Source organism: Duganella radicis (assembly GCF_009720825.1).
Lineage (GTDB): Bacteria > Pseudomonadota > Gammaproteobacteria > Burkholderiales > Burkholderiaceae_D > Rugamonas > Rugamonas radicis.
In genome coordinates, this window is sequence record NZ_WNKY01000015.1 from 22219 (window position 1) to 48061 (window position 25843).

Consider the following 25843-nt stretch of genomic DNA (forward strand, 5'->3'; position numbering starts at 1 on the left):
ATCGTTTTTGCTGCTTTTCGGGAAAAACTAAGTCTGGCGTACCATCAGGGTGGTCGGCAGCATTTCGGAAGCGACCGGCTGGCCTTCGATCAGGCCCAACATTTTCCTGGCCAACAACACGCCGCCATCGCGCAGGTACTGGTGCACACTGGTCAGGGGCGGCACGAAGCTGGCCGCGCCCGGCGTATCGTCGTAGCCGATGACGGAGACATTCTCCGGCACCCGCAAATTCTTTTCGGCCAGCGCGCGGATCGCGCCCATGGCCAACAAATCGCTGGCGGCAAACACGCCGTCGAACGACGCGCCCTTCTTCTTCAACAGCGCCGAGATGCTGTCGAAGCCCGCCTCGAAGGTGAACGCCTTCGGCCGGATGATGTGCACCGTGGCCGCGCCGCCCATGGCGTCGATAAAACCGGCGCAACGCTCCTGCACCTCGGCGTGGTCTACATCGCCCAGAAACACCAGCTTTTGCCGGCCCTGCGCGATGAAGCGCTCGGCCGCGCTGATGCCGCCCTTGCGGTTGTCCGAGCCGACCACGATGTAGTCGGCGCCCTGCTCCGGCGCGCCCCACACCACCAGCGGCATGCCGGTCTGCTGCAAGGTGCGCACCGCCTCGCCGTGCGAGCCCTGGCCCAGCAGGATCAAGCCGTCCGCGCCCATCACCGGCGCGGTGTTCATCAACTGCTTGGAGGTCAGCACCACGCTGTAGCCGGCCGTGGTCAGCTCCTGCGTGATGCCGCCCAACAGCTCCAGCGGGTACGGATCGGACATCGGGCGGCCGCGCACGGGTGTCATTTCCACAACAACCGCCACCGAATAACTGCGGCCCATGCGCAAATTGCGCGCGCTCACGTTCAAGCGATAGCCCTGTTGTTCGGCCAGCGCGCGGATTTTCTCGCGCGTTTCCGGCGTGACCAGCGGACTGTCGCGCAATGCGCGCGAAACCGTGATCTTGGAGACGCCGGCCAGCTGGGCCAGATCTTCCATTGTCAGGGCTGTTGCTACAGTCTTCTTCGCGGGCATCGTTGTTTTTTCGGTTCAAAAAGCGGGGGTGCGGACGCATTATGACAGAAATTTCAAATTTGTCGCGAAAAATGACATCGATAACATTTCAATTGACATCGATATCATTTCTTGTTTCAATGGCCGAACTCAACACCTAATAAGAAAGAAGAGACACGATGAAAAACCCGTTCCTGCCTTCGGCCATCGCGGCCGCAGTCCTCGTTTTAGTCCACCAAGCCGCCGCCCAAGCCCAGACGGCCGAAGCCCCGGCAAGCGAGCCGTCCAAAGAAGTTTCGAAGGAAATCCAGCAAGTGGTCGTCACCGGCGTCGCCTCGGCGCGCGGCGTGCGCAAGGTCGACTCGGCCTTCTCGATCACCACCGCCAACGAAGAGCAACTCAAGCAAGCCGCGCCGTCCAGCACCGCCGACATCATGAAGATCGTGCCGGGCGTGTACGCGGAATCGACCGGCGGCCAGTCCGGCGCCAACATCGAGGTGCGCGGCTTCCCGTCGGGTTCCGACTCGCCGTTCGTCTCGGTGCAGATGATGGGCAACCCGATCTTCCCGCCGCCGACCCTGTCGTTCTTTGAAGGCTCGTCGGCCTTCCGCCTGGACGACACCATCGAGCGCGTGGAAGTGCTGCGCGGCGGCCCGTCGACCATCTGGTCCAACGGCCAGCCGGGCGCGACCATGAACTTCATCCTGAAGGAAGGCACGGACACGCCGGAAGGCACGGTGCGCTTCACCACCGGCACCGGCAGCCTGCGCCGGGTCGACATGTACTACGGCGGCAAGATCAGCGATGGCTGGTACGGCTCGGTCGGCGGCTTCTACCGCAAGACCGACGGCGTGCGCGACGCCGGTTTCCCGGCCGACGACGGCCACCAGATCACCGCCACCCTGACCCGCAATCTGGATCAGGGCAAGCTGACCCTGTACGCCCGCAGCACCGACGACAAGAACGCCTTCTACACCGGCGTGCCGCTGATCTCCAGCAACGGCGGCCGCACCATCAGCGCCTTCCCCGGCTTCGATCCGCTGACCGGCACGCTGATGAGCGGCGAGATGCGCAACTTCACCATCGAGGCGGCGCCCGGCAAAACGCTGACCAAGGACCTGGGCGACGGCCGCGGCCTGAAAGCCACGGTGTTCGGCGCCAACTTCGACCAGAAGGTCGGCGACTGGAGCATCTCCAACAAGTTCAACCGCTTTGACGGCGACCTCAACACCATCGCCATGTTCACCGGTAACAACCCGCTGTCGATGAGCGACTACATCAACGCCGCCATCGCTTCGGCCAACGGCAACGCGGCCGTGGTGGCCGCGGCCGGCGGCCAGCTGGCGACCTCGGCCACCGCCACCTTGGTCAAGGGCGGCGCGGTCAGCGGCAGCCAGCAGGTGGTGCAGGCCGGCCTGTGGGCGGTGGAGAAGCAGCTGAAATCCTTCACCGACGAGCTGCGCGTCAGCAAGGAAATCTTCAAGGACAACACCGTGACGGTAGGCGGCTACTTTGCCGACTATTCCTCGCACGACGTCTGGTATCTGGGCAACAGCCACCTGATGACGGCCGTGCCGCAAGCCAGCCTGATCAACGTCACCCTGAACAACGGCGTGGTGGTGTCGAAGAACGGCACCGACGGCAATGTGTTCTACGCGCCGGTGGCGTCGTACGACGGCCGCAACACCGCCGTGTTCGCATCGGATGAGTGGAAGGTCAACGACAAGATCAAGGTCGACTTCGGCATGCGCCACGAGCAGCAGAAGATCAGCGGCACCATCTCCAACCTGACCTCGGCCGACACCGACAACAATCCGCTGACCGTGTACAACAACGGCACCTCGATGCCGAACGGTTCGAACACCTACCTGACGCGTACCGACAGCGCCAACTCGTTCACCATCGGCGGCAACTACAAGCTGGCGCGCGATACCTCGGTGTTCGTGCGCGCCAACCGCGGCCACACCTTCATTTCGTTTGACGACCTGCGCGGCGCCGGCACCCAGGCCAATGTGAACGACAGCAACCTGCTGCCGACGCCGAAGGTGAGCCAGTACGAAATCGGCTTCAAGACCGCATCGCAGCTGTACACCGCGTATATCAACGCCTTCCACACCGAATTTGACGGCATCGCCTTCTCGCAAGTGCTGTCCAACGGCCAGGAACTGCGTTCGATCAGCGGCTCGAAAGGCAATGGCGTGGAGTTTGAGCTGGCCGTGCGTCCGATCGAGAACCTGCAACTGCAACTGACCGGCGACTATCAGAAGTCGGAGTACCGCGACAACCCGGCCACCGCCGGCAAAACCGTGCAGCGCCAGCCGAAGCTGCAATTCCGCTTCACGCCGACCTACCGCATTCCGTTTGGCGATGGCAACGCGGCCAAGCTGTACGCGACCTACACCTCGATCGGCGAGCGCTGGGCCGACCAGGCCAACCAGCAGTACCTGCCGTCCTACCGCACCATCGACGCCGGCGTGCTGTTCTCGTTCGGCGACAAGATCGAGGTGCGCCTGGCGGGCACCAACCTCAACAACGAGCTGGGCCTGACCGAGGGCAACTCGCGCCTGACCACCGGCAACGTCGGTCCGATCAACGCGCGTCCGCTGTTCGGCCGCACCTGGGAAGCGTCGCTCTTGTACCGCTTCTAAGCTGGAACTCTCCCTCTTTGGGCAAGGCGCGGTTGGCCTTGCCTTTTTTGTTTTCATGGCCTAATCTGCAATAGATCGTATGACACGATCCTGCCTCACCATGTCCAGAGTTTTGCATCAGGGAAAGAAAAGTGGCTACGCTGCTCTCCATCAACGCGCTGCAAGCATCGGTTGCACAAGCTGAAAGGCAGGTGCAAAAGGATCAGGTGCGCGTGAATCAGGATGCGGACCGGCTGGAAACCAGCCGCGCCCAGCTGGCCAAGGACAAGCAGACCCTGAGCGACAACCAGCGCGAAAGCAATCAGGCCACGCAGGCGACGGAGCAGCCTGCGCCGTCGGTCAACCTGAGCAGCGCGATTGAAAATCCGCCGCGCTCGGCCCAGCAGTTGCCGGCCGAGCTGGTCCAGCCCAAGCCGAGTATCAACACGCTGGGTCAGACCATCGGCCAGTACATCAACATCACGGCATAACGCCGGCCAGCGCTTCCTCGGCCACCAGCGGTTCCCACCATTTGCGTTCAGCATGCGGCTGGCGGATGTCCAGCGGCTGGCCGATTTCCGGCGTGGCGAGCGGCAGGCGGCGCTCTTCGGCCAGCTGGGCGATGCGGTCGAACGGGTCGTGCCAGGCGTGCAGCGACAAATCGAAAGTGCCATTGTGAATCGGCAGCAGCACCTTGCCGCGCAGGTCGATGTGGGCTTGCAACGACTCCTCCGGCTGCATGTGCACGTCCGGCCACTGCGGATCGTAGGCGCCGGTTTCCACCATGGTCAGGTCGAACGGGCCGTAACGGCGGCCGATTTCCTTGAAACCGTCGAAATAGCCGCTATCGCCGCTGAAAAACAGCCGAACGTCCCGATCCTCGATCACAAACGAGGCCCACAAGGTTTTGTTGCGGTCGCCCAGGCCGCGGCCGGAGAAGTGCTGGGCCGGCGTGGCCACCAGCTTGAGGCCGGCCACAAAGGCGGTCTGCCACCAGCTCAGCTGCTGCACCTTGCCGCGCGGGATGCCCCAGGAAATCAAACGGTCGCCCACGCCCAGCGGCGTGATGAAGTGCTCGGTCTTGCCGGCCAGCTTGAGCACGGCGGCGCGGTCCAGGTGGTCGTAATGGTCGTGCGACAGGATGATGCCCTTGATCGGCGGCAGCTCCTCGATGCTGATCGGCGGCGCGTGGAAGCGCTGCGGCCCGGCCCACTGCACCGGCGAGGCGCGCTCGGAAAACACCGGGTCGGTCAGCCAGAACTGGCCGTTGAGCTTGAGCAGCACGGTCGAGTGGCCAAGGCGGAACAGGCTGCGATCCGGAGCATCCATTAACTGCTGCTGCGTGATCGCGTGAACGGGGATCGGCAGGGACGGCACCGTGTCCTTCGGCTTGTCGAAGGCAAAACGCAGCATGATGCCCAGTGTCTTGAACAAGCCCATCTTGTGCATCCGGACCGGATTGCGGAAACGGCCGTCACGCGAACGCGGCGCGCTCGGCACCGGCAAGCTGTCCAAACTATCGGCGGCAGATGGATACGTCATGGTGGTACTCCTGCGGTTAGTCGATCTAACCGTCAAGACGAGTCACGCACGCAAATATTGTGGCGAGAATTCAAGGTGCTATCCTCTCACTCATCGGCCGAGTTCGGCCAAAAGCAGACCTTGGCTCTTCCACCTTTCTAACCGACGCTCTATCCCATGGAAATTAGTGTAAGCAAATCAATCGTTGACGGTAGTACCGTTCTTAAAAGTGGGAGCGGCACATTTTGTTTTCGACGCTTAACGCCTGGAGCATTACTTGTCACGATCACCGGAAACGATCAAGGGCAATTCGGCACTGCGGCACTGGATGAAATACGTCTTGAAATCCTTCGGCACGGGAAGCTTGAGCTGTTAGTCGATGCTGAACATGCTGAGTTGGTTACTGTCGAGGTTAGTCAAGAGTGGACCCGTTTTTTTGCAATCACCAGAGAGCAGCTGAAACGGGTAAGTGTGCTTACGGGGTCCAAGCTCATCAACTTGACGGTTGCCATTGCCCAGCATCTTTCGCAGACTGGAAACCTCATCCAAATTTACTCGGACAGAAGCCTGTTCGAATTAGCGCTAGCTAAAGCTAGCACTGCGCAAGTTATCAAAAACGCTCGATCTTGATCTGGCTTGAGGACTTCTTCACGCGAACGCCACCGCGTAAATCGGCGGCAAGTTGGTGGAGATGGTTTGCCACTGGCCGCCGCCGTCTTCCGACAGCCACGCTCCGCCGGTGGTGGAGCCCATCAGCAGAATCTGCCCATCATCGCTGACCGCCAGCCCGTGGCGATACACCAGATCGTAGCAATGCTGGTGCGGCAGGCCGCCGCGCCAGGCGGTGAAGTGCCGGCCGCCGTCGGTGGTGCGGGTGACCGCCAGCGAGGCTTGCGGCGGGATGCGCTTGCTGTCGGCCTCGGCCGGCACGAACCAGGCCGTCTCGCCGTCCCGCGGATGCACCGCCGTCACGAAGCCGAAGTTGGAGATCGGCGCGGCCGGCGTGATCTCGCGCCAGTTGGCGCCATTGTCGATGCTGCGCCAGATGCCGTTGTGATGCTGGCACCACAGCTTGTCCGGCTCGCCCGCGCAGCGGACGATGCGGTGCGGGTCCTGCACCGCCTGATCGTCGGCCAGCTCGGGCGGCATGTAGGCGGCCTTCATGCCCTTGGCGCGCATGGTCCAGCTGGCGCCCCCGTCCTCGGTCAGCCAGGCGCCGCCGCAGGACACGCCGACCAGCACCGACTTGCTGTCGCGCGGATCGACGCAGATGCTGTGGATACCCGGCACATCGTAGCCGCCGCCCATCCACCTGGCGCGCTCCGGCACATTCCACAAGCCGTCCACCAGCCGCCAGCTGCCGCCGCGGTCGGCCGAGCGGAACAGGCCGCCCGGCAGGGTGCCGGCCCACAGCACGCCCGGCTCGTCCGGCCCGCCGGTCGCCAGCGACCAGATTTGCTTGACGGTCCACTCGACCGGATCGGCGCTGTCGGCCGGCTTGGCCGGGAAGGCCGGCGCCGCCACTTCCACCCATTCCTTGCTGCCCGGATCGCGCCGGTGCAGCTTGGCGCCGAAATGGCCGAGGTTGAGCGCGGCGTACAGCGTGCCGTCGCGCCGGTCCGGCAACACCATCGACACCGGATCGCCGAGGAAATGCTGCTGGTCCAACAGCCACGCCTCATGCGTGCGATACACTTCAAACAAACCTTTGCGGGTCGCGATGTAGGCGCGATCGGACATATCAGCCTCCTGACAGTGCTTGCAAAATGTAGACCTGGGATTGTGGCGTGAGCGCGTCATCCAGCCGCTTGGGATCGCGGGCGCGCTGGCCGTCGATGAAGATCACCACGTTCTCGCGCAGGCCGCCCTGCTCGTCGAGCACGTAGCCGCGCAGGCGCGGATGGTCGGCGAAACAGCCGTCGAGCGCGCTGCGCAGATCGGCCGCAGTGGTGTCCACTTGCGGCACGCGCATGAAGCGGCCCAGCTGCTGGGTGAATATCAATTTCGCCATCTTGCAGATTCTATGCCGATTGGGGCTAAAATGAAATCGCCTCAACCACCGGAGCCCTGCATGTCGATTACGCCGCAAGAACTGGAACTGCTGATGCAGGAAGTGGAGAAGGAAGACCCCATCGATTTCGCCGACCTGCCGTTTGAAGAGGAAGAGTTGCGCGGGCTGATCGCCAACCACCTGTGCGAGATGGCGGACGCGATGGAGAACTTCAGCGAGGAAGACAAGCACCTGACCTTGCTGGCGGTGGCCGCCAAGCTGGTGCTGGAAAACCTCGTGCTGCACGTGCAGATGCTGCGCCAGCATGACGTGCCGCTCAACCAGACCACGGAGGCGCTGCTGAGCCGCCTCCGCAGAAAGGACTGATCAGTCAGCCGCTGGGAAATCCAGCGCCGTCACATTCACCCGGTTGAACAGATTGGTGAAGGTGATGGAGGTGATCGCCAGCAGCGTATCGACGATTTGCGCATCGCTGTAGCCGGCCTGCTTCACCGCCTGCACGGCCTCGGCCGGCACATCGCCGCTGGTGCGCGCCACGGCGTGGACAAACGCGGCCAGCGCATCGACCTGGGCGTCGCCAGTGGCCTGACCATGGCGCACGCCAAGGATGGCGTCCTTGCTCAGGCCAGCTTTGCCGCCCATCAGCGTGTGTGCGGCAAGGCAGTAATCGCACTGCGCATCCTGGCTGACGGCCAGCTTGATCACTTCAATCTCCTTGGCGCTCAGGCTGCTTTTGCGCAGCGCGCCGTCCAGATTCAGCGCGGCTTCCAGCGCCAGTGGGCTGTTACTGCCGATGCCCACATAGGCATTCGGCACCTTGCCGATCGCGCCCTTGATGGCGGTGAACAGTTGGGCGGCGTGGCCGGTAGCTTCCGAGACGGGCTGGGTGAACAGACGGGACATGATGTGTTTCCTTTCAAAGTGAGTTGGTATGGAACACAGTCTAGGCCGGTCGGCTGCGATGATGAATGCCTGAAATGCTCTATAATTTGCTCTATCGTCTCATCAGCATAGTATGGATTCCCTTAGCCACCTGCTTTCCCTCTACCCCGTGCGCACCGCGCTGGACGTGCGCTGCCGCTTCGGCGCGCCCTGGGTGCTGGACCACGACGGCGCGCCGCATGGCGTCGCCCCCTATCACCTGATCGTGCACGGCGAGGCGCTGTGCGGCGAGGTGCAGCTGCAAAGCGGCGACATCATCGTCTTCCCGCACGGCACCGCGCACCGGCTGCACATCGGCGATCCGGCGCAAGCCACGCCGCCGCGCGCCGAGCCGGGCCTGCTGCGCTATGAAAGCAATGACGGCGACGGCCCGCAAACCGACATCCTGTGCGGCGAATTTCATTTTGACGCCGAGGGCGGCGCCGGCCTGCTGGCCGCCCTGCCGCCGATGCTGGTGGTGCGCACCGCCGGCCGGCCCGACGCGCAAAGCCTGCGCCACCTGATGCGCATGTTGCAGGAGGAAGCGGAAGCGCCGCGCAACGGTTCTGAAGCCATCGTGCGGCAACTGGCATCGGCCCTGTTCGCGCTGCTGATGCGCACCTGGCTGGAGCAGGCGCTGGCAGTGCCGGGTTTGATCGGCGTGCTGGCCGAACGGCGTTTGCAGGCCGCGCTGAACGGCATGCTGGCCGCGCCGGAAAAATCATGGACCTTGGAAGAACTGGCGGAAGCCAGCCACATGTCGCGCGCCACCTTCGCGCGCCTGTTCAAACAAGCCGCCAACGCCACGCCGGCCGACGTGCTGACACAACTGCGCATGGCGCGCGCCGCCCGCCTGCTGGACGAAGGCCGCGCCGCCGGTGCCGTCGCCGATGCGGTCGGCTACCAGTCGGAAGCGGCCTTCAACCGCGCCTTCAAGCGCCAGTACGGCCTCGGCCCCGGCGCCTACCGCAAACGCACCCGTGACATTGCGTAGACCAAATTCCACTAGTACGCTACGTCCTCCAAGCGATAGCGGAACTTGCGCCGCTCGGGCAAGTCCCAGCCTTCTCCTGGATTTAGACCGGCAAACCCACAAGAAGTTCAGGGCAGAGGAAAAATAGAGAGAAATAGGGGAAAACAGAAGAGAAAATAGAACGAAATCCACAAGGGAACGCCAATGTCTCCCCTTCTGAATCCCCTAGAACTGGCTGGCGGCCGGGGCTTCGATGGTCAGGTCGGCGGTGGCGATGGCGACGCAGGGCAGGATGTAGCCTTCGCGCTTCTCGTCGAGGCTGAGGCCCGGCCATTCGATCTTGTAGCGCACCGCGCCGCTGGTGGAAAGGCAGATGCAGGTGCGGCAGGTGCCGTTGCGGCAGGAACTGGGCAGGCGTATGCCGGCCTGCTCGGCCGCTTCCAGCACCGTGTCCGGCGCCTCGGCGTCAAACGTCCATCCCTGCCCTGCCAGCGTAATCTTCATGGTCCCTGCCGCGCTTAGAAAGCGACATGGTATCAGGCCTGGTCCGGTTTGAAGTTCTGCCCCAGCGACATGGGTTTATTCAACAAGATGGTCTGCGGGTTTCGGCAGATCAGCACCAGCACGACGATGGTAGCAATGTATGGCAGCATGGACAGGAACTCCGACGGTATCGCCAGCCCCATGCCCTGCCCGTGGAACTGCAACACCGTCACGCCGCCGAACAGGTAGGCGCCGATCAACACGCCGCGCGGCTTCCACGTCGCAAACACCACCTGCGCCAGCGCGATCCAGCCACGGCCGGCGGTCATGCCCTCCACCCACATCGGCGTCAGCGCCAGCGACAGGTAGGCGCCAGCCAGTCCCGCCATGGCGCCGCCGAACAGCACCGTGCCGTAGCGCAGGCCGATCACCGGGAAGCCAATGGCGTGCGCGCTGTGCGGCGACTCGCCCACCGCGCGGATGATCAACCCAAGCCGCGTGCGCGCCAGCATCCAGCCGATCAGCAGCACCAGCGCAATCGAGAAGTACACCATGCCGTCAAAGCCCCACAGCACAGGCATGCGCTCCACCGTCTGCCCCACGTAGCCGCGGCCAAGGAAGGCCGAGACGCCAATCCCGAACAAGGTCAAGGCGAGGCCGGTGGCCACCTGATTGGTTTGCAGCGTCAGCACCAGAAAGCCGAATACCAGTGACATCAGCATGCCCGCCGCCATGGCCGCCATCAAACCGAGCGTCATGCTGCCGGAAGTGAGCGTAACCCCGAAGCCGACCACCGCGCCCACCAGCATCATGCCCTCCAGCCCCAGATTGAGCACACCGGAACGCTCGGTCACCAGCTCGCCCATGGACGCCACCACCAGCGGCGTGGCCGCGCCGGCGGTACTGGCGAGGAAGGCGATCAACAATTCAGTGGTCATCATGCATACACCTCGTTTCGGATGCGGTAGTGGATGAACAGGTCGGCGGCCAGCAGGTAAAACAACAGCAGCCCCTGGAAGATGCCGGTGATGGCGGACGGCGCTTGCAGCTCGATCTGCGCCGTCTCGCCACCGATGTACAGCAGGGACATCAGCAACGCCGACAGCACCACACCGAGCGGATGCAAGCGTCCCACATACGCCACGATGATGGCCGCGAAGCCATAGCCGGGCGACACCGATGGCTGCAACTGCCCCAGCGGCCCCGCCACCTCGCCCACGCCGGCGATGCCGGACAGCGCGCCGCTCACCATGAAGGCCAGCCACACATTGCGCGGCTCACTAAAGCCCGCATACAGCGCGGCGGCCGGCGCCATGCCGCTGACCTGCATGCGATAGCCAGCGAAGGTGTGCTTGCAGAAGAACCACGCGGCGCCAGCCATCAGCAGCGACAGGATGAAGGCGGCGTTGACGCGCAAGCCTTCCACCAGCAGCGGCAAGGTGGCCGACTCGCTGAACATTTTCGATTGCGGGAAGTTGAAGCCGGCCGGGTCGCGCATCGGCCCGTGTACCAGATAGCTGAGCAAATGGTAGGCGATGTACACCAGCATCAGGCTGACCAGAATTTCGCTGGTGTTGAAGCGTGTGCGCAGCAACGCCGGTATCGCCGCCCACAGCATGCCGCCCACGGCGCCGGCCAGCAGCATCAACGGCAGTACCCACCAAGCCTGCACTTCGTCGAAGTACAGCGCCACCGCACCAGCCGCAATGGCGCCGATGGTCAGCTGGCCGTCGGCGCCGATGTTGTTGACGTTGGCGCGGAAGCCGATCGCCAGCCCGACGCCGCACAGGATCAACGGCGTGGCTTTCAGCAGCAATTCGCCGATGCCATAGGCCGTGGTCCACGGTTTGATGAAGTAGACGTAGAACGCGTGCAGCGGTTCCTGTCCCATGAAGAAGAACAGCATGGAGCCGGTCAGCAGCATGGCCACCGCCGCGATCAGCGGGGAGGCCAGCATCATGCGGCGCGAGGGTTCGGGGCGTCGTTCAAGCCTGGACATATTCGGGAGCTCCCTGCGGTTGGGTGGAATAGTCGAAATCGCCGCTCATCCACACGCCGATCTGGTTGATGCTGGTGGCTTGCGCCGGCACCGCGCGCGACAGGCGGCCGTCCGCCAGCACGGCGAGACGGTCGCCTAGCATGAATAATTCGTCCAGTTCCTCGGACAGCACCAGCACCGCCACGCCCTGGTCGCGCATGTCGATGATGGCCTGGCGGATCAGCATGGCGGCGCCGATGTCCACGCCCCAAGTCGGCTGGGCGAACACCATGACCCTGGGCGCCAGCAGGATCTCGCGGCCGACGATGAACTTTTGCAGGTTGCCGCCAGAGAGCGAGGCCGCCGCCGATGCCGTGCCGCCGCATTTGACCTTGAAGCGCTCAATCACCCGCTCCGCAAACGCACGCACCGCCCCGCGCTGGATCAGTCCTTTGCGCAGCATGGCGCCGGCGGTTGCGTCACGGCCTTGCCGCCCGGCCGGCACGTAGCCGGTCAGCAGCGCGTTATCGGCCAGCGACAAGTCAGGCACCGCGCCGCGTCCCAGCCGCTCCTCCGGCACGAAGCCGAGGCCCAGCTGGCGGCGCTGGGCCGCATCGAGCGCGCCGACATCCTGCCCGCACAGCCGTATCGTCCCTTCCCGCACGCTCAGCGTGCGCTCGCCGGAAATCGCCTTCAACAGCTCCTGCTGACCATTGCCCGAAATCCCGGCGATGCCGACAATCTCGCCGCTACGCAGCGACAAGCTCACCTCCTTGAGCCGCGTGCCGAACGGATCGTCGCTCTTCACGCACAGGCCATCGAGCGACAGCAACACCTCGCCCGGCTCGCGCGGCTGGTGCACACAAACCGGCAGCTCGCGGCCGATCATCAACTCGGCCAGCGATTTGGCGCTCTCCTGCTTCGGCAGCGCGGTTCCGGACACGCGCCCGCCGCGCAGCACCGTGGCCTTGTCGCACAAGGATTGAATCTCATCGAGCTTGTGGCTGATATACAGAATGCTCACGCCCTCCGCCGCCAGCCGCCGCAGCGACTCGAACAGCTTAAGCACCGCGTCCGGCGTCAGCACCGAGGTCGGCTCGTCCATGATCAGCAGCTTGGGCGATTGCAGCAGACAGCGCACAATCTCCACCCGCTGCCGCTCGCCCACCGACATGCTGTGCACCAGCCGCTCCGGATCCAGCGGCAAACCATACTGCTCCGACACGGCGCGGATGCGCGGCGCCAGCGCCGCCGGCGACTGCTTGTCATCCAGCGCCAGCGCGATGTTCTCGGCCACCGTCAGCGTCTCGAACAAGGCGAAGTGCTGGAACACCATGCCGATACCCAGCTTGCGCGCATCGTGCGGCGAGTGGATGTGGACCTGCCGGCCCTCCCACATGATCTGGCCGGCATCCGGCTTGACCACGCCGTAAATGATCTTCATCAGCGTGCTCTTGCCGGCGCCGTTCTCGCCCAGCACAGCGTGGATCTCGCCCGGCATCACGCTCAGGTTCACATCGGCATTGGCCACCACCGAGGGATAGATCTTGGAGATGCCGAGCATCTGCAAGCGCGGTTCAGTCATCGGCGTCTTCCTCCATCGTATACAAAACAGGACAGAACTACAGACGCAAGTAGCATGCCACATCCATGCACCGGAAAACGTGCCGTTTCGGCCCGCCACTCCCCAAAAGCGTGCGCAAATGGCCCAAACAAAGTCGTTTCGTACACAATCTGTGCCCATGCTTTGTACACAAGCTAGCACGCTTCCTGCTTAACCAAAGGTACGCATCATTCATCTCTGGAGAACCACGCAATGGCCGACAAGCGCAAAGCCGGGCAAGCAGTCAAACGCGGTACCACCGCCGTCGACATGCGTATCTACAAGGCCGTCGTCAACGCCGTCATGAGTCACCGCCTGCCGCCCGGCCCCCACCTGGGCGAGGCCGATTTCTGCGAGCTGTATCAGGTCAGCCGCACCACCGTGCGCAAGGCGCTGCAACGGCTGGCGCATGACCACATCATCGAGCTGCGCCCCAATCGCGGCGCGGTGATCGCCTCGCCCACGCCGCGGGAGGCGCGCGAGATCTTCGCCGCGCGACGCGCCATCGAACGCGAGATCGTGCCGCTGGTGATCCGCAACGCCACGCCGGAATCGATCCGGCACATCCGCGCGGCGCTGGCGGCGGAAGACGCGGCGCGCCGCAGCGGCGACCGCGCCGGCTGGATACGGCTGGGCGGCGAGTTCCACCTGCTGCTGGCGCAACTGGCCGGCAACCACGTGCTGCAACGCTTCATGCAGGAGCTGGTGTCGCGCTGCTCGCTGATCATCGCCCTGTACGAAACGCCCGGCAGCGCCATGTGCGAGAACGACGAGCACCAGAACCTGGCCACCCTGATCGAGAAAGGAAAAGTAAAGGAAGCCACCCATCTGATCGAACACCACCTGCTGGAAATCGAAGCACGATTGCGACTGGCGGAGCAAGACAAAAAAGTCAATTTGGCGGAAGTGTTGTCCGGACGCTGAATAGTTGGCCCGCATCTTGCTAACGAGGTAGACGAGATTGAATCCAATTGCTAAAACGATTGGATACAAAAAAAGTGCTTTCAAACCTGATCATTACCACTTGAATGGAGCTCGTATGTCACATCTCGTCCGCCGCGCCGCCGCACTCGCCCTCCTCGCCACTTGCACCGCGCAGGCGGCCGACTGGAGCGATACGTCGCTGAGCTACCGCTATGGCACCAAGTTCGCCGAGCCATTCAACAACAACGACATCACCAAGAACATCGTCAACCTGAGCAGCGTCTCCGGCTACAAATACGGCAAAAACTTCTTCAGTGTCGACCTGCTGATGTCGTCCGAACTGGACCCGTCGGCGGCCGGCTCCAACAGCGGCGCGCACGAGGCCTATGTGGTGTATCGTCACACGCTGGACTTCGGCAAGATCTTCAAGCAGAGCTACGCCTTCGGCCCGGTGCGCGGCGTCGGCGCCACCCTCGGTTTCGACTACAACAGCAAGACCGACGCCGGCTACAACTCCAAGAAGCGCATGGTGGTGGCCGGGCCGACCCTGATGCTGGACGTGCCGGGCTTCCTCGACGTCAGCCTGCTGGCCCTGTGGGAATCGAACGCACCGTACAACACCTTCACCAACCAGGCCACGCCGCGCTACGCCTACAAAACGCACGCCATGCTGACCGGCGCCTGGGGCATCCCGTTCAACATCGGCATCCCGCTGTCGTTCGAGGGCTACGCCAACTTCATCACCGCCAAAGGCACCAATGAATTCGGCGGCGGCACCGCGCCGGAGACCAACATCGACATGCAGATCATGTACGACATCAGCGAAGCGGTGGGCACGCCGAAGAATACCTTCAAGATCGGCGTCGAGTACCAATACTGGCGCAACAAGTTCGGCAACCCAAGCACCAACAATCCCGGCGCCACCGCCAAGACGCCGATGGTGCGCGCCGAATACCACTTCTAATCCTCTCAACGCAAAGGAACTCGCATGATGAATCGCCGCAAAGTACTCGCCGCCCTGGCCACCGCTTCCGCGCTGGCCGCCGCGCCTTCGTTCGCCGCCGATCCGCTGAAGGTGGGCTTCATCTATGTCGGCCCGGTGGGCGACGCCGGCTGGACCTACGCACACGATCAGGCCCGCCTGGCGCTGGAGAAGGAACTGGGCGGCAAGGTGAAAACCAGCTACGTGGAAAACGTGCCCGAAGGCGCGGACGCCGAACGCGTGATCCGCAAGCTGGTGGCCGAAGGGAACAAGCTGATTTTCACCACCTCCTTCGGCTATATGAACGCGACCGAAAAAGTCGCCAGGACCACGCCCGGCGTGACCTTCATGCACGCCACCGGCTTCAAGACCGGCAAGAACTTCGGCACCTACGAATCGCGCCTGTATGAAGGCGCTTACCTGAACGGCATCCTGGCCGGCAAGATGACCAAGTCGAATACGCTGGGCTTCATCGCTTCCTTCCCGGTACCCGAGGTGATCCGCAACATCAACGCCTTCACGCTGGGTGCGCAAAGCGTCAATCCGAAGATCAAGACCAAGGTGATCTGGGTGAACTCGTGGTACGACCCGGCCAAGGAACGCCAGGCCGCTGAAACGCTGGTGGCGCAAGGCGCGGACGTGATGGCGCAGAACACCGACTCGCCGGCCACGCTGCAAGTGGCGCAGGAAAAGGGCGTGTATGCCTTCGGCTGGGACTCGGACATGTCCAAGTTCGCACCGAAAGCGCACCTGACGGCGGCCACCAACGACTGGTCCGGCTACTACATCAACACCGCCAAGGCGGTGCTGGCCGGCACCTGGAAAACCGAGTCGTATCGCGGCGGCCTGAAAGAAGGCATGGTCAAGATGTCCAAGGTGAACCCGGTGGTGCCGGCGGAAACCGTGAAGCTGTTCGACGAGAAGAAGGCCGCGCTCACCGCCGGCAGCTTCGATCCGTTCACCGGTCCGATCAAGGACCAGTCGGGCGCGGTGAAATATGCCGCCGGCGTGAAGATTCCCGAGAAGGAGCTGCTGGGCATGAACTTCTACGTCCAGGGCGTGGAAGGCACGATACCGAAATAAGCATGGACCCGGTCCTTTACAACGACTGGCACCCGGTCGCGCTCTCCAGCCAGATCGCGGCCGGCGCCATGCTGGCCACCGACCTGCTGGAGACGCGCCTGGTGCTGTGGCGCGACAGCGGCGGCGTGCTGCACGCGTGGGAGGACCGCTGCCCGCATCGCGGCACGCGGCTTTCCATGGGCACGCTGCAAGAGGACACGCTGCGTTGCCCTTATCACGGCTGGGCTTTCGGCAAAGCAGGCCGCTGCACCCACATCCCGGCGCTGCCCGATGCGCCGTTGAAGGCGCAGGTGGCGGTGTTCCAGGTGCGGGAACAGTACGGCATGGCGTGGGTCTGTCTGGGCACGCCGGCGCATGCCGGGCCGCCGGCGTTTCCCGAATTCGCCGACGACAAACTGCGCCAGGTCTGGTGCGGCCCCTACGACGTGCAGGCCAGCGCGCCGCGCATCATCGAGAACTTTCTCGACATGGCGCATTTCGCCTTTGTGCACGAAGGTATCCTCGGCGACAAGCGGCAGCCGGCGGTGCCCGACTACACGGTCGAAACGTTCGAGGATGCGGAGTACGGCAGCGGCGTGTGGGCCAGGCAGTGCTACGCGTATCAGCCGCAAGCCAGCCGCTCCGCCACCGGCGGCAGCGACATCGAATACACCTACCGCGTGGTGCGCCCGCTGACCTCCATCCTGACCAAGCATCCACCGGGCGCGATCCGCGAGGCGATCGCCCTGTTCTCGCAGCCGCTGACCGAGACCGGCACGCGCGTGTGGATCATCATGGCGCTGAACGATTTCACTTCCAGCCATGAAGCGATGCGCGCGTTCCAGGACACCATCTTCCTGCAAGATAAACCGATCCTGGAAAGCCAGTATCCGGCGCGCCTGCCGCTGGCGCCCGGCGCCGAAGTGTCGGTGCGGTGCGACCGCATGTCGCTGGCCTACCGCGCTTATTTGAAACAGCAGGACTTGCACTACGGAGTCATCAGATGAATGCAACACCGCGGGACCATGCATTCCTGACGCGCGTGCTGGCGCTGGCGCAGCGCTCGCGCGACGAAGGCCATCATCCGTTTGCCGCCATGGTGGTGGCGGCCGATGGCACCGTGATTGCGGAAGCGATGAACGCCTCCGGCAGCGACCGCACGGCGCACGCCGAAATGAACGCGCTGCGCCTCGCCTCGCAAAAGCACGGGCCGGCCGAACTGGCCGGAGCGACGCTGTATTCCAACGCGGAGCCATGTGCCATGTGCAGCGGCGGCACCTACTGGAGCGGCGTCGGGCGCGTGGTGTATGGCATGTCGGAAGCCAGCCTGCTGGAGCTGACCGGCAGCGATCCGGAGAACCCGACGCTGTCGCTGCCCTGCCGCACCGTGTTCGCCGCCGGCCAGCGGCCGACCGAAGTCATCGGACCGCTGCGCGAAGACGAGGCGCGCGCCGCCCACAAGGATTTCTGGCGGCACCCATAAGCCGCCCCACGCATTACCTGGATTCCTGCCTTCGCCGGAATGACGTAGCAGTGCGTGCTGCTCAGGCGTATCATCCGATATATCCCTACAGGGAGATATCGTGGCATTTTCAGCAAAATTACCAATTGCAGCGGCAGTCGCTGTCGTCCTCTCCGGCTGTGGCGGCGGCGGCGGTGGCGACACGGCGCCGACGCCCCCAGCCACCACGCCCGTGGTTGCGGGCGCCTATGCCGACAGCACGGTCTACTCCAGCGCCGCCACCGCCTCGCTCACCGCGCCGAATGAAAACGCCGCCGTCATCGCCGGCCATATCCAGCTGAACGGCCAGCAGTTCAACTACACCGCCACCACCGGCCATCTGACCGCCAGCGACGTCAAGACCGGCCAACCCGCCGCCTCCTTCTTCTACGTGGCCTACACCGTGGCCGGCGCCGCCGCCAAACGGCCGCTGATCTTCTTCTACAACGGCGGCCCCGGTTCGGCATCGACCTATCTGCACCTCGGCTCCTTCGGCCCGCGCCGGCTGGTCAGCACCATCCCCAGCGCCAGCATCCCGCCGGTGCAGCTGGTGGACAACCAGGAGACCCTGCTCGCCAGCGCCGACCTGGTGTTCGTCGACGCCGTCGGCACCGGCTACTCGCAAGCCATCGCCCCCGGCACCAACGCCGACTTCTGGGGCGTGGACAAGGACGCCGCCGCCTTCCGCGATTTCGTGCGGCGCTACGTCGCCGTCAACCAGCGCGAGGCCTCGCCCAAATTCCTGTTCGGCGAATCCTACGGCGCGCCGCGCACCGCCGTGCTGGCCAACCTGCTGGAAACCGCCGGCGTGCAAGTCGATGGCCTGATCCTGCAATCGGCCATCATGGACTACAACAGCAACTGCGGCGTGCTCGATCCCGACGCCGTCAGCTGCGAGGGCTACATCCCCACCTACGCCCTCACCAGCGCCTACCACCAGCGCGCCGCCGCCGTGCCGGTGGAGACGGTGCGCGGCTTCGCCAGCGGCGGCTACCGCACGGCGATTGCCGCCTACCTGTCCGGCAAGGTGGCCGCGCCGGCCGCCGTGCTGGGCCAGCTGTCCGACCTCACCGGCCTGAGCACCCTCACCTGGCAGCAGCACTTCGACATGCAGCCCGGCTACTACCAGCAGAACGCCGTCAGCGGCCAGCTGCTGGGCCGCTACGACGCCCGCGTGACCGCGCCCAACGGCAGCACCCTGACCCGTGACGGCGACCCGTCGCTGACCGTGGTGAACGCCGCCTTCTCCAGCAGCATCGCCAGCTACCTCGCGGGCGAGCTGCATTACAGCGCCGGCTCGGCCTACGCGCCGTTCGCCGACATCATCAACCGCTGGGATTTCCGCCACGACGGCAAGCCGCTGCCGGACACCATCCCGGACCTGGCCGCCGCCATGACGCTCAACCCGGCCATGAGGATTTTGGCCATCAACGGCTACCACGACCTGGCCACGCCCTTCCACCAGACCGAGCTGGATCTGGCGCGCCTGGGCGACAACCAGGCTATCGCATTGAAATACTATGTGAGCGGTCACATGACGTATCTAGACGACACCGCGCGCCGCCAGCAGCAAACAGATTTGATTAATTTCCTGAACAGCGTCACAGTGTCACACTAAGCCATGCATCTTCAGATGTGGGGGAGACAATCATGAAGCTTTTGCAACTTGCCATGCTGACGGTCGTGATGGCCATGTCGCAAGCCGGCGCGCAGACGCCGGCCACCGATCCTGTTGCGCCAGCCCCGGCTGCCGTGCGCTCCACCCCGGCCTATCCCGAACCCTATCTGCCGCCGGCGCTGCGCAAGCCGCTGCGCGACGCCACCACCGGCCCGGTGCTGCTGCGCTACCAGGCCATGCAGAAACTGAAAAAGCGCTTTGACGACGCCGACCTCGACGGCAGCGGCACGCTGACCCGCGACGAAGCGCGCAAGGCCGGTCTCGGCTTCATCGACAAAAACTTCGAACACATCGACACCTACCAGCGCGGCAACGTCAGCTTCGACGACCTCAAGGCTTACCTGATGCAGCGCCGCGAAGAGGCGCGCTCGCGCTGATTACCTGGCCGGCGGGGCGTCGCGGCGCGGCAGCGTCAGGCTGAACACCGAACCCTCGCCCGGCTTGCTTTGCAGCGTCAGGCTGCCCTCATGCACCTCGGCCAGCTGGCGCGAAATGTACAGGCCCAGCCCCAGCCCGGCCGGCCCCTCGCTGCCGACCCCGCGCTCGTACGGCTCGAAAATCTTGTCCTGCTTGTCCGGCGCGATGCCGGAACCGCAATCGCGCACATCCACCCGCGCCCAGTCCTGATCCACCGTCAGCGTGACCTGCACCGGCTTCTGGCAGCCGTAGCGCAGCGCATTGGTCAGCAGGTTGACCACGATCTGCTCGATGCGGAACTCGTCCCACCAGCCGCTGACCGGCGTGGCCGCGTCCAGCGTGATGCTGGTGCCGGCGGTGGTGGCTTGCGGCGTCAGGTCCTGCACCACGCGCCGCAGCAGGCCGGACAACTCCACCCAGCCCGGCCGCAAGGACAGCTTGCCGCTGCGGATGCGCGACACGTCCAGCATGTCGTCGATCAGGCGGATGATGCTCTGGATCTGGCGGTCGTCGCGCGCCACCATGCGCTGCAACTGGTCCGGGCCGAAGGCCGCCATATTGCCGCGCTCCAGCTGCATCTTGCGCAGCTGGGTTTCGAGATACAAGGTGTTGAGCGGCGTGCGCATCTCGTGCGACACCATGGACATGAATTCGTCGCGCATCACCAGCGCGTGCTGCAACTTGGCCTGGGTGGCCTCCTGCTCGCGCCGCGCCGCCTCCAGCGCCTCGACCTGGCGCCGCATGGCCTCGCGCTGCTCGTACAGCGCCACGAACACCGCCACCTTGCCCTTGACCGCCGGCGGGTCGAGCGGCTTGTACAGCACATCCACCGCGCCGGCCTCATACCCCTTGAAGGAATAATTCAGCTCCTTGCCGGCCGCCGTCACGAACACGATCGGGATCTGGCGCGTTTTCTCGGTGCCGCGCATCAGCTCGGCCAATTCAAAACCATCCATGCCCGGCATCTGCACGTCCAGGATGGCCATGGCGAAATCGTGCTGCAACAGCAGGGCCAGCGCCTCCTCGCCGGAACCGGCCTGGAACACCGCGCGGCCGGGGCCGCGGATCAGGGCCTCCAGCGCTTGCAGGTTTTCCGGCAGATCGTCGACGATCAGCAGCTTGGTGGGGGACGCGTCTTGCATTAATTGTTCTCCAGCATCAACAGCAACGTACGGATATCATCCAGCGGCAAAATCAGGTCCGGCGCGCGCAAGCGTATCGCTTCCTGCGGCATGGTGGGCACGTCGGCCTGGCGCGGGTCCTGCACCACGGTCAGGCCGCCGGCCACGCCGATGGCGGCCAGTCCGGCCGCGCCATCCTGGTTGGCGCCGGTCAGCAAAATGCCCACCAGCGCCGGGCCGTAGGCGTCGGCCGCCGATTCCATCAGGTAATCAATTGCGGGGCGGGCAAAATGCACCGGCGCCTCGCAGCTGAGTGAAAAACTGCGATCGCGCTCAACAGAGAGATGGTAGCCTGAACCGGCAAAGTAGAGCGTTCCGGATGACACCTCTTCCTTGTCGCGCGCCTCGTGCACCGGCAACGCCATGCGCTGCTGGAACACCCCGGCCAGCTGGCTTTGCCGCCCTTCCGGCACGTGCAGCACCGCCACCACCGCGCAGCCGTAGTTGGCCGGCAGCCCGGGCAGCAGTTGCAACAGCGCCCCCACGCCGCCGGCCGAGGCGCCGATCACCACCGCCTCCGGCTTGCGGCCGGCCAGCGCGGCCTGGAGTCGGGCGCGCTCCATGGTCAGCGTTTGCGGAACAGGCGTTCGCGCTTGAGCACCGGCTCGAAGCAGGGCGCGTAGGCGGAAAAATCGATGCTCTCCTTGCTGCCCAGCCCGAGGAAGCCGCGATGGCACAGCGACTCGTGAAACAGGCCGAAGGCGCGCTCCTGCAATTTCTTTTTAAAGTAAATCATCACATTGCGGCAGCTGATCAAATGGGTTTCCGCGAATACCGCGTCGGTGGCCAGGCTGTGATCGGCGAAGGTGACGTTGTCGCACAGCGAGCGGTCGAACAGCGCGGCGTTGTAGGCCGCCGTGTAGTACTCGGAAAAACTGCGGGCGCCGCCGGCGGCCTGATAGTTCTCAGTGTACTCGCGCATCGCCTCCAGCGGGAACACGCCCTGGCGCGCCTTGTCCAGCGATTGCGGGTTGATGTCGGTGGCGTAAATCATGCTGCGGTCGAGCAAGCCCTCCTCCTTGAGCAGGATGGCCATCGAATACACCTCCTCGCCGGTGCTGCATCCGGCCACCCAGATCTTCAGCGACGGATAGGTGCGCAGCACCGGCACCACGTGCTCGCGCAGGCCGGCAAAATAGCCGGGGTCGCGGAACATGGAGGTGACCGGGATGGTCAGGTATTGCAGCAGCTGGCTGAACGCGGCCGGCTGGTGGATGATGCGCGCCTGGAGCGCCGAGATGCTGTCGCACTCCATTTCCTTGAGCGCGTGCAGCACGCGGCGCTTTTGCGAGGCGCCGGTGTAGTCGCGAAAATCGTAGCTGTACTTCATGTAGATGGCTTCCATCAGCATCTTCAGCTCGATTTCGGTATCGCTGTGCTGCATGGTCAACTCCGTTCGGCGTTCGGCATCCAGACGCGCAGCAGCGAGTACAGGCGCGACAGGTCGATCGGCTTGGCCAGGTAGTCGCTGGCGCCGGCCGCCAGGCATTGCTCCTGATCGTCCTTCATGGCCTTGGCGGTGATGGCGATGATCGGCAGGCGGGCGAAGCGCTCGTCGGCGCGGATGCGGCGCGTGGCTTCCAGGCCGTCCATCACCGGCATCATCACATCCATCAGCACCAGATCGATGTCGGCCACGGCATCGAGTTTTTCCAGCGCCTCGTGGCCGTTGCGGCCCACTTCCACCAGCGCGCCCTTCTGCTCCAGCGCGCTGGTCAGGGCGAAGATGTTGCGCACGTCGTCGTCCACCAGCAGGATGCGGCGGCCCTCGAACACGCGGTCGCGCGCGCGCACGGTTTTCAGCATGCGCTGGCGTTCGCTCGACAGGTCGGCCTCCACCTTGTGCAGGAACAGCGTCACCTCGTCCAGCAGGCGTTCCGGCGAACGCGCGCCCTTGATGATGATGGAGCGCGAGTATTTGTGCAGGTCGGCCTCCTCGGCGCGCGAGAGGTTGCGGCCGGTGTAGACGATCACCGGCGGGAAGGCCGCCAGCGATTCGCCCGCCATGCGTTGCAGCAGCTCGTTGCCCTGCATGTCCGGCAGCTTGAGGTCGATGATCATGCAGTCGTAGATGGTGGTGCGCAGCAGCGCCAGCGCTTCCTCGCCGCTGCCGACGGCGACGATTTCGACGTCCTCGTCGGAGATCAGCTGCACCACGCTGTCGCGCTGGCGGTGGTCGTCCTCCACCAGCAGCACGCGCTTGATCTTTTGCGTGAGCTTGGTCTCGATGCGGCGGAACACTTCCATCAGCTGCTCACGGGTGGCCGGCTTGATGGCGTAGCCGATCGCGCCCAGGTGCAGCGCGGCCTCGCCGTTGTCGCTGCCGGACACCACGTGGACCGGGATGTGGCGGGTGGCGGCGTCATCTTTCAGCAATTGCAGCACCGACAGGCCGGAGCGGTCCGGCAGGCGGATGTCCAGCAGCACCGCGTCCGGCTTGTACTCGCGCGCCAGCGCCAGGCCCTCGTCGGCGTCGAAAGCGACCAGGCAGTGGTACTGCTGCTCGTGCGCCAGCTCGTACAGGATGCGGGCGAACGATGCGTCGTCCTCCACCACCAGCACCAGCCGGCCGCGCGCCGCGCCGGGGCCGGCCGCCGCCACCAGCACGCGGTCGTCGTCGAAGGCGCGCACCACGAGGGCCGATGGCGCCGCCGCCGGCGCCGCCACTTCCGGCAGCGGCGCCTTGATGATTTCCACCGGCGCCACGTTGGCGTCGGTGGTCGAGCTGCCGGTGCGCGGTCCCGGTTCGGGCGCGCTCCACGCCACCGGCAGGTTCAGCGTGAAGCAACTGCCCTTGCCCGGCTCGCTCACCAGGCTGATGCCGCCGCCCAGCAACTGCGCCAGGTCGCGCGAGATCGACAGGCCCAGACCGGTGCCGCCGTACTTGCGGCTGGTGGTGCCGTCGGCCTGCTGGAAGGCGTTGAAGATGGCTTGCTGGTCTTCGGGCCGGATGCCGATGCCGGTGTCCTGCACCGAGAACGCCACCGCGTCGTCGCCATGCGCCCGCACCGACAGCGTGATCTGGCCGGTGCTGGTGAACTTGAGCGCGTTGGACAGCAGATTTTTCAATATCTGCTCCAGCCGCTGGCGGTCGGTCACCATATGTTCGGCCACGTCCTCCGCCACGTGCAGCTGGAAGGCCAGCTTCTTCTGCTGGGCCAGCGGTTCGAACACCATGGCCATGCCTTCCACCACATGGCGCGCCGACAGCGGCTCCGGCACCAGGTCCAGCTTGCCGGCCTCCACCTTGGAGATGTCGAGGATGTCGTTGATCAGGTTGAGCAGATCATTGCCGGCCGAGTAGATGGTGTTGGCGAAGCGCACCTGCTCCTCGTTCAGGTTGCCGGGGCCGTTCTCGGCCAGCAGCTTGGCCAGGATCAGCGAGCTGTTGAGCGGCGTGCGCAGCTCGTGCGACATATTGGCCAGGAATTGCGACTTGTACTGGCTGGCGCGTTCCAGCTCCAGCGCGCGCTCCTCCAGGTCTTTCTGCGCTTTCAGCAGCTCGGCGTTTTTCTGGTCGAGCGCGTTGCTTTGCTCGGCCAGCTGCTCGTTGGTCTGTTCCAGTTCCGCCTTCTGGTTTTCCAGGCTGGCCTGCGATTCTTCCAGCACGCGCGACTGTTCCTCCAGTTCCTCGTTGGCGGTGCGCAGTTCCTCCTGCTGCACCTGCAATTCCTCGTTGAGCTGCTGGGTTTCAGCCAGCACCTCCTGCAAGCGTTGGCGCGACCAACTGGCGTCGATGGCGCTGCCGATATTGCCCTTCACCAGCGCCAGGAAATCGAGATCGCGCTCATTGATGGGGCGCAGCAGGCCCAGCTCGATCACGCCATTGATCTCGCCATCGCTATCGACCGGGACCAGCAGCACACTGGCCGGCGCGCCGCTGCCGAGGCCGGAGCTGACTTGAATATAATCGGCCGGCACCGGCTCCAGGCGAATGATGCGGCGCTCCAGCGCGGCTTGTGCCACCAGGCTTTCGGCCGGCTTGAACAGCTGCTCGCGCCGCGCCCACTCCTCACTGAATCCGTAGGAAGCCACGCGGCGGAAGCTGCCATCGGGCGCGCGCAGGTACAGCGCGCCGACCACCACGCCCAGGTAACGCGCCAAAAATTGCAGCAGCACCGACGACAGCTGCGGCAGCGCCATCTGGCCGATGCCCTGCTGCGCCAGCTCGCTCTGGCCGGTGCGCAGCCAGGCTTGCTGCTGCAACAGCGCGGCATGGCCGGCTTGCTCATCGATGGCCTTGGTGTAAACCTGGGACAGGCCGGTCAGCTCGCGGCGGCCGAACCAGGCGAGAAGTCCGCCCACGCCCAGCGTCAGCACCAGATAAATCACCGCCACCCAGGTGGTGACGGTGCGCGCTTCGGCGTTGCGTTGCTGGCGCATGCGCTGCTCGGCGGCGACGAAGGCATCGAGCTGGCGGCGGATTTCATCGAACTGATTCTTGCCGCGGCCGGTCTTGACCGAGCCGGTGACATCGCCGTTGGCGGCGCGCAGGCGTATCATCTCCTGCGCGTACTGATCCCATTGCTGTTGCTGGTAGAGCACGGTGCGCAGGCGGTCGACCTGCATCGGGCTGTCGGCCACCATCTTCTCCAGCCCGGCCAAGCTGGCGGCAACCTTGGGTTTGGACAGGATGTACGGTTGCAGGAAAGCCTCGTCGCCGGCCAGCAGATAGCCGCGCAAGCCGGTTTCCATGTCCACCATCTCCTTGCCGATCTGGTTGGCATTGCCAATCACACGCTCGCTGTGCTCGACCCAGTTCATGGTGGTGACCAGATAAGCCAGCAGCACCACGAACACGCCGGCGCTGACCACCCCGGCGGCCAGCGGCAGCGTAACGTTACGCGCAAGGATACGACGAAAACCACGTTCGTCCAGCGTGGCGGAATTGGGCATGATGCGGGCCAAGGTAGCTTAAGGAGCAACAAGTTTAGCTCAAATACAAGCTTAGCAAGACCGCCAATTCAACCGTGCGTGAA

At 64.5% G+C, this 25843-nt stretch carries 25 protein-coding genes; 12 read left to right on the plus strand and 13 right to left on the minus strand.

Translation table 11 applies throughout. The annotated features are described in order from the left end of the window. Positions 1 to 27 precede the first annotated feature (27 nt). Positions 28 to 987: a LacI family DNA-binding transcriptional regulator gene (locus tag GM676_RS15165; protein WP_229262705.1), complete on the minus strand. Its 960-nt coding sequence runs from the start codon at positions 985 to 987 to the stop codon at positions 28 to 30. Positions 988 to 1181: 194 nt separating this feature from the next. Here GM676_RS15165 and GM676_RS15170 point away from each other — a divergent pair, with 194 nt between their 5' ends. Both GM676_RS15170 and GM676_RS15175 read left to right on the plus strand, forming a co-directional pair. Next, the gene (locus GM676_RS15170) at positions 1182 to 3650 is read left to right on the plus strand and encodes a TonB-dependent receptor (protein ID WP_155464495.1); all 2469 of its coding nucleotides are present in this window, start codon (positions 1182 to 1184) and stop codon (positions 3648 to 3650) included. A 131-nt stretch (positions 3651 to 3781) separates the two neighbouring features. Continuing rightward, entirely contained in the window at positions 3782 to 4120 is a 339-nt protein-coding gene (locus GM676_RS15175; protein ID WP_371866248.1) for a hypothetical protein, read from the plus strand. On the opposite strand, the gene GM676_RS15180 is transcribed toward GM676_RS15175, so the two are convergent. Continuing rightward, positions 4110 to 5171, minus strand: a complete 1062-nt coding sequence (locus GM676_RS15180; protein WP_155464496.1) for an MBL fold metallo-hydrolase — start codon at positions 5169 to 5171, stop codon at positions 4110 to 4112. The two genes, GM676_RS15175 and GM676_RS15180, sit on opposite strands and share 11 nt — an antisense overlap. A 156-nt stretch (positions 5172 to 5327) precedes the next feature. Here GM676_RS15180 and GM676_RS15185 point away from each other — a divergent pair, with 156 nt between their 5' ends. Then, the gene (locus tag GM676_RS15185) at positions 5328 to 5780 is read left to right on the plus strand and encodes a hypothetical protein (RefSeq protein ID WP_155464497.1); all 453 of its coding nucleotides are present in this window, start codon (positions 5328 to 5330) and stop codon (positions 5778 to 5780) included. 18 nt (positions 5781 to 5798) lie between these two features. Here GM676_RS15185 and GM676_RS15190 read toward each other — a convergent pair whose 3' ends face one another. Beyond that, positions 5799 to 6890 (minus strand): WD40/YVTN/BNR-like repeat-containing protein, encoded by a 1092-nt coding sequence (locus tag GM676_RS15190; protein ID WP_155464498.1) that lies wholly within the window; start codon positions 6888 to 6890, stop codon positions 5799 to 5801. Between the two features lies 1 nt (position 6891). Continuing rightward, positions 6892 to 7161 carry a ubiquitin family protein gene (locus tag GM676_RS15195; protein ID WP_155464499.1) on the minus strand — a complete coding sequence of 90 codons (270 nt, stop codon included), beginning with the start codon at positions 7159 to 7161 and terminating at the stop codon, positions 6892 to 6894. 60 nt (positions 7162 to 7221) lie between these two features. Here GM676_RS15195 and GM676_RS15200 point away from each other — a divergent pair, with 60 nt between their 5' ends. Further along, positions 7222 to 7527, plus strand: a complete 306-nt coding sequence (locus tag GM676_RS15200; protein WP_155464500.1) for a hypothetical protein — start codon at positions 7222 to 7224, stop codon at positions 7525 to 7527. On the opposite strand, the gene GM676_RS15205 is transcribed toward GM676_RS15200, so the two are convergent. After that, a complete protein-coding gene (locus GM676_RS15205) occupies positions 7528 to 8064 on the minus strand; it encodes a carboxymuconolactone decarboxylase family protein (RefSeq protein ID WP_155464501.1) in 537 nt (178 codons plus the stop codon). A gap of 112 nt (positions 8065 to 8176) precedes the next feature. Here GM676_RS15205 and GM676_RS15210 point away from each other — a divergent pair, with 112 nt between their 5' ends. Then, on the plus strand, positions 8177 to 9076 hold the full coding sequence (locus GM676_RS15210; RefSeq protein WP_155464502.1) for an AraC family transcriptional regulator: 900 nt from the start codon (positions 8177 to 8179) through the stop codon (positions 9074 to 9076). Positions 9077 to 9280: 204 nt separating this feature from the next. On the opposite strand, the gene GM676_RS15215 is transcribed toward GM676_RS15210, so the two are convergent. Genes GM676_RS15215 through GM676_RS15230 form a run of 4 tightly spaced genes read right to left on the minus strand, consistent with a single transcriptional unit; the run spans position 9281 to position 13101 of the window. After that, positions 9281 to 9559 carry a 2Fe-2S iron-sulfur cluster-binding protein gene (locus GM676_RS15215; protein WP_155464503.1) on the minus strand — a complete coding sequence of 93 codons (279 nt, stop codon included), beginning with the start codon at positions 9557 to 9559 and terminating at the stop codon, positions 9281 to 9283. A gap of 32 nt (positions 9560 to 9591) precedes the next feature. Next, the gene (locus GM676_RS15220; protein WP_155464504.1) at positions 9592 to 10479 is read right to left on the minus strand and encodes an ABC transporter permease; all 888 of its coding nucleotides are present in this window, start codon (positions 10477 to 10479) and stop codon (positions 9592 to 9594) included. Further along, positions 10476 to 11537, minus strand: a complete 1062-nt coding sequence (locus GM676_RS15225; protein WP_170304302.1) for an ABC transporter permease — start codon at positions 11535 to 11537, stop codon at positions 10476 to 10478. Before GM676_RS15225 ends, GM676_RS15220 begins: the two co-directional genes overlap by 4 nt. Then, complete coding sequence (locus GM676_RS15230) at positions 11524 to 13101, minus strand: ABC transporter ATP-binding protein (RefSeq protein WP_155464505.1); 1578 nt, start codon at positions 13099 to 13101, stop codon at positions 11524 to 11526. The genes GM676_RS15225 and GM676_RS15230 overlap by 14 nt, the downstream gene beginning before the upstream one ends. A 231-nt stretch (positions 13102 to 13332) precedes the next feature. Here GM676_RS15230 and GM676_RS15235 point away from each other — a divergent pair, with 231 nt between their 5' ends. From GM676_RS15235 to GM676_RS15265, 7 genes are all read left to right on the plus strand, one after another. Continuing rightward, on the plus strand, positions 13333 to 14043 hold the full coding sequence (locus GM676_RS15235) for a GntR family transcriptional regulator (RefSeq protein WP_155464506.1): 711 nt from the start codon (positions 13333 to 13335) through the stop codon (positions 14041 to 14043). A gap of 115 nt (positions 14044 to 14158) precedes the next feature. After that, entirely contained in the window at positions 14159 to 15007 is an 849-nt protein-coding gene (locus tag GM676_RS15240; RefSeq protein ID WP_155464507.1) for an outer envelope protein, read from the plus strand. 24 nt (positions 15008 to 15031) lie between these two features. Further along, a complete protein-coding gene (locus tag GM676_RS15245) occupies positions 15032 to 16108 on the plus strand; it encodes a BMP family ABC transporter substrate-binding protein (protein WP_155464508.1) in 1077 nt (358 codons plus the stop codon). Between the two features lie 2 nt (positions 16109 to 16110). Beyond that, positions 16111 to 17094, plus strand: a complete 984-nt coding sequence (locus GM676_RS15250; protein WP_155464509.1) for an aromatic ring-hydroxylating dioxygenase subunit alpha — start codon at positions 16111 to 16113, stop codon at positions 17092 to 17094. Then, positions 17091 to 17570: a nucleoside deaminase gene (locus GM676_RS15255; RefSeq protein ID WP_155464510.1), complete on the plus strand. Its 480-nt coding sequence runs from the start codon at positions 17091 to 17093 to the stop codon at positions 17568 to 17570. Before GM676_RS15250 ends, GM676_RS15255 begins: the two co-directional genes overlap by 4 nt. Before the next feature lie 97 nt (positions 17571 to 17667). After that, complete coding sequence (locus GM676_RS15260; RefSeq protein WP_371866255.1) at positions 17668 to 19206, plus strand: S10 family peptidase; 1539 nt, start codon at positions 17668 to 17670, stop codon at positions 19204 to 19206. Positions 19207 to 19238: 32 nt separating this feature from the next. Further along, positions 19239 to 19643 carry an EF-hand domain-containing protein gene (locus tag GM676_RS15265; RefSeq protein WP_229262706.1) on the plus strand — a complete coding sequence of 135 codons (405 nt, stop codon included), beginning with the start codon at positions 19239 to 19241 and terminating at the stop codon, positions 19641 to 19643. Here the strand turns inward: GM676_RS15265 and GM676_RS15270 are convergent, their stop codons facing one another. The 4 genes from GM676_RS15270 to GM676_RS15285 are packed head-to-tail and all read right to left on the minus strand — an operon-like array spanning position 19644 to position 25760. Beyond that, positions 19644 to 20825 (minus strand): hybrid sensor histidine kinase/response regulator, encoded by a 1182-nt coding sequence (locus GM676_RS15270; RefSeq protein WP_155464511.1) that lies wholly within the window; start codon positions 20823 to 20825, stop codon positions 19644 to 19646. It lies immediately after the preceding gene. After that, entirely contained in the window at positions 20825 to 21427 is a 603-nt protein-coding gene (locus GM676_RS15275; RefSeq protein WP_155464512.1) for a chemotaxis protein CheB, read from the minus strand. The genes GM676_RS15270 and GM676_RS15275 overlap by 1 nt, the downstream gene beginning before the upstream one ends. Positions 21428 to 21429: 2 nt before the next feature. Beyond that, a complete protein-coding gene (locus GM676_RS15280) occupies positions 21430 to 22248 on the minus strand; it encodes a CheR family methyltransferase (RefSeq protein ID WP_155464513.1) in 819 nt (272 codons plus the stop codon). Positions 22249 to 22250: 2 nt separating this feature from the next. Then, positions 22251 to 25760 carry a response regulator gene (locus GM676_RS15285; protein ID WP_155464514.1) on the minus strand — a complete coding sequence of 1170 codons (3510 nt, stop codon included), beginning with the start codon at positions 25758 to 25760 and terminating at the stop codon, positions 22251 to 22253. Positions 25761 to 25843: the final 83 nt, after the last annotated feature.

Bases quoted from the DNA above. Each gene is read 5' to 3' on its own strand.
- GM676_RS15170 (WP_155464495.1), top strand. From the start codon at position 1,182: ATGAAAAACCCGTTCCTGCCTTCGGCCATCGCGGCCGCAGTCCTCGTT.
- GM676_RS15230 (WP_155464505.1), bottom strand. From the start codon at position 13,101: ATGACTGAACCGCGCTTGCAGATGCTCGGCATCTCCAAGATCTATCCC.
- GM676_RS15265 (WP_229262706.1), top strand. From the start codon at position 19,239: ATGAAGCTTTTGCAACTTGCCATGCTGACGGTCGTGATGGCCATGTCG.
- GM676_RS15250 (WP_155464509.1), top strand. From the start codon at position 16,111: ATGGACCCGGTCCTTTACAACGACTGGCACCCGGTCGCGCTCTCCAGC.
- GM676_RS15185 (WP_155464497.1), top strand. From the start codon at position 5,328: ATGGAAATTAGTGTAAGCAAATCAATCGTTGACGGTAGTACCGTTCTT.
- GM676_RS15245 (WP_155464508.1), top strand. From the start codon at position 15,032: ATGATGAATCGCCGCAAAGTACTCGCCGCCCTGGCCACCGCTTCCGCG.
- GM676_RS15195 (WP_155464499.1), bottom strand. From the start codon at position 7,161: ATGGCGAAATTGATATTCACCCAGCAGCTGGGCCGCTTCATGCGCGTG.
- GM676_RS15240 (WP_155464507.1), top strand. From the start codon at position 14,159: ATGTCACATCTCGTCCGCCGCGCCGCCGCACTCGCCCTCCTCGCCACT.
- GM676_RS15190 (WP_155464498.1), bottom strand. From the start codon at position 6,890: ATGTCCGATCGCGCCTACATCGCGACCCGCAAAGGTTTGTTTGAAGTG.
- GM676_RS15275 (WP_155464512.1), bottom strand. From the start codon at position 21,427: ATGGAGCGCGCCCGACTCCAGGCCGCGCTGGCCGGCCGCAAGCCGGAG.
- GM676_RS15220 (WP_155464504.1), bottom strand. From the start codon at position 10,479: ATGATGACCACTGAATTGTTGATCGCCTTCCTCGCCAGTACCGCCGGC.
- GM676_RS15225 (WP_170304302.1), bottom strand. From the start codon at position 11,537: ATGTCCAGGCTTGAACGACGCCCCGAACCCTCGCGCCGCATGATGCTG.
- GM676_RS15255 (WP_155464510.1), top strand. From the start codon at position 17,091: ATGAATGCAACACCGCGGGACCATGCATTCCTGACGCGCGTGCTGGCG.
- GM676_RS15270 (WP_155464511.1), bottom strand. From the start codon at position 20,825: ATGCAAGACGCGTCCCCCACCAAGCTGCTGATCGTCGACGATCTGCCG.
- GM676_RS15180 (WP_155464496.1), bottom strand. From the start codon at position 5,171: ATGACGTATCCATCTGCCGCCGATAGTTTGGACAGCTTGCCGGTGCCG.
- GM676_RS15235 (WP_155464506.1), top strand. From the start codon at position 13,333: ATGGCCGACAAGCGCAAAGCCGGGCAAGCAGTCAAACGCGGTACCACC.
- GM676_RS15285 (WP_155464514.1), bottom strand. From the start codon at position 25,760: ATGCCCAATTCCGCCACGCTGGACGAACGTGGTTTTCGTCGTATCCTT.
- GM676_RS15165 (WP_229262705.1), bottom strand. From the start codon at position 987: ATGGAAGATCTGGCCCAGCTGGCCGGCGTCTCCAAGATCACGGTTTCG.
- GM676_RS15200 (WP_155464500.1), top strand. From the start codon at position 7,222: ATGTCGATTACGCCGCAAGAACTGGAACTGCTGATGCAGGAAGTGGAG.
- GM676_RS15210 (WP_155464502.1), top strand. From the start codon at position 8,177: ATGGATTCCCTTAGCCACCTGCTTTCCCTCTACCCCGTGCGCACCGCG.
- GM676_RS15280 (WP_155464513.1), bottom strand. From the start codon at position 22,248: ATGCAGCACAGCGATACCGAAATCGAGCTGAAGATGCTGATGGAAGCC.
- GM676_RS15205 (WP_155464501.1), bottom strand. From the start codon at position 8,064: ATGTCCCGTCTGTTCACCCAGCCCGTCTCGGAAGCTACCGGCCACGCC.
- GM676_RS15215 (WP_155464503.1), bottom strand. From the start codon at position 9,559: ATGAAGATTACGCTGGCAGGGCAGGGATGGACGTTTGACGCCGAGGCG.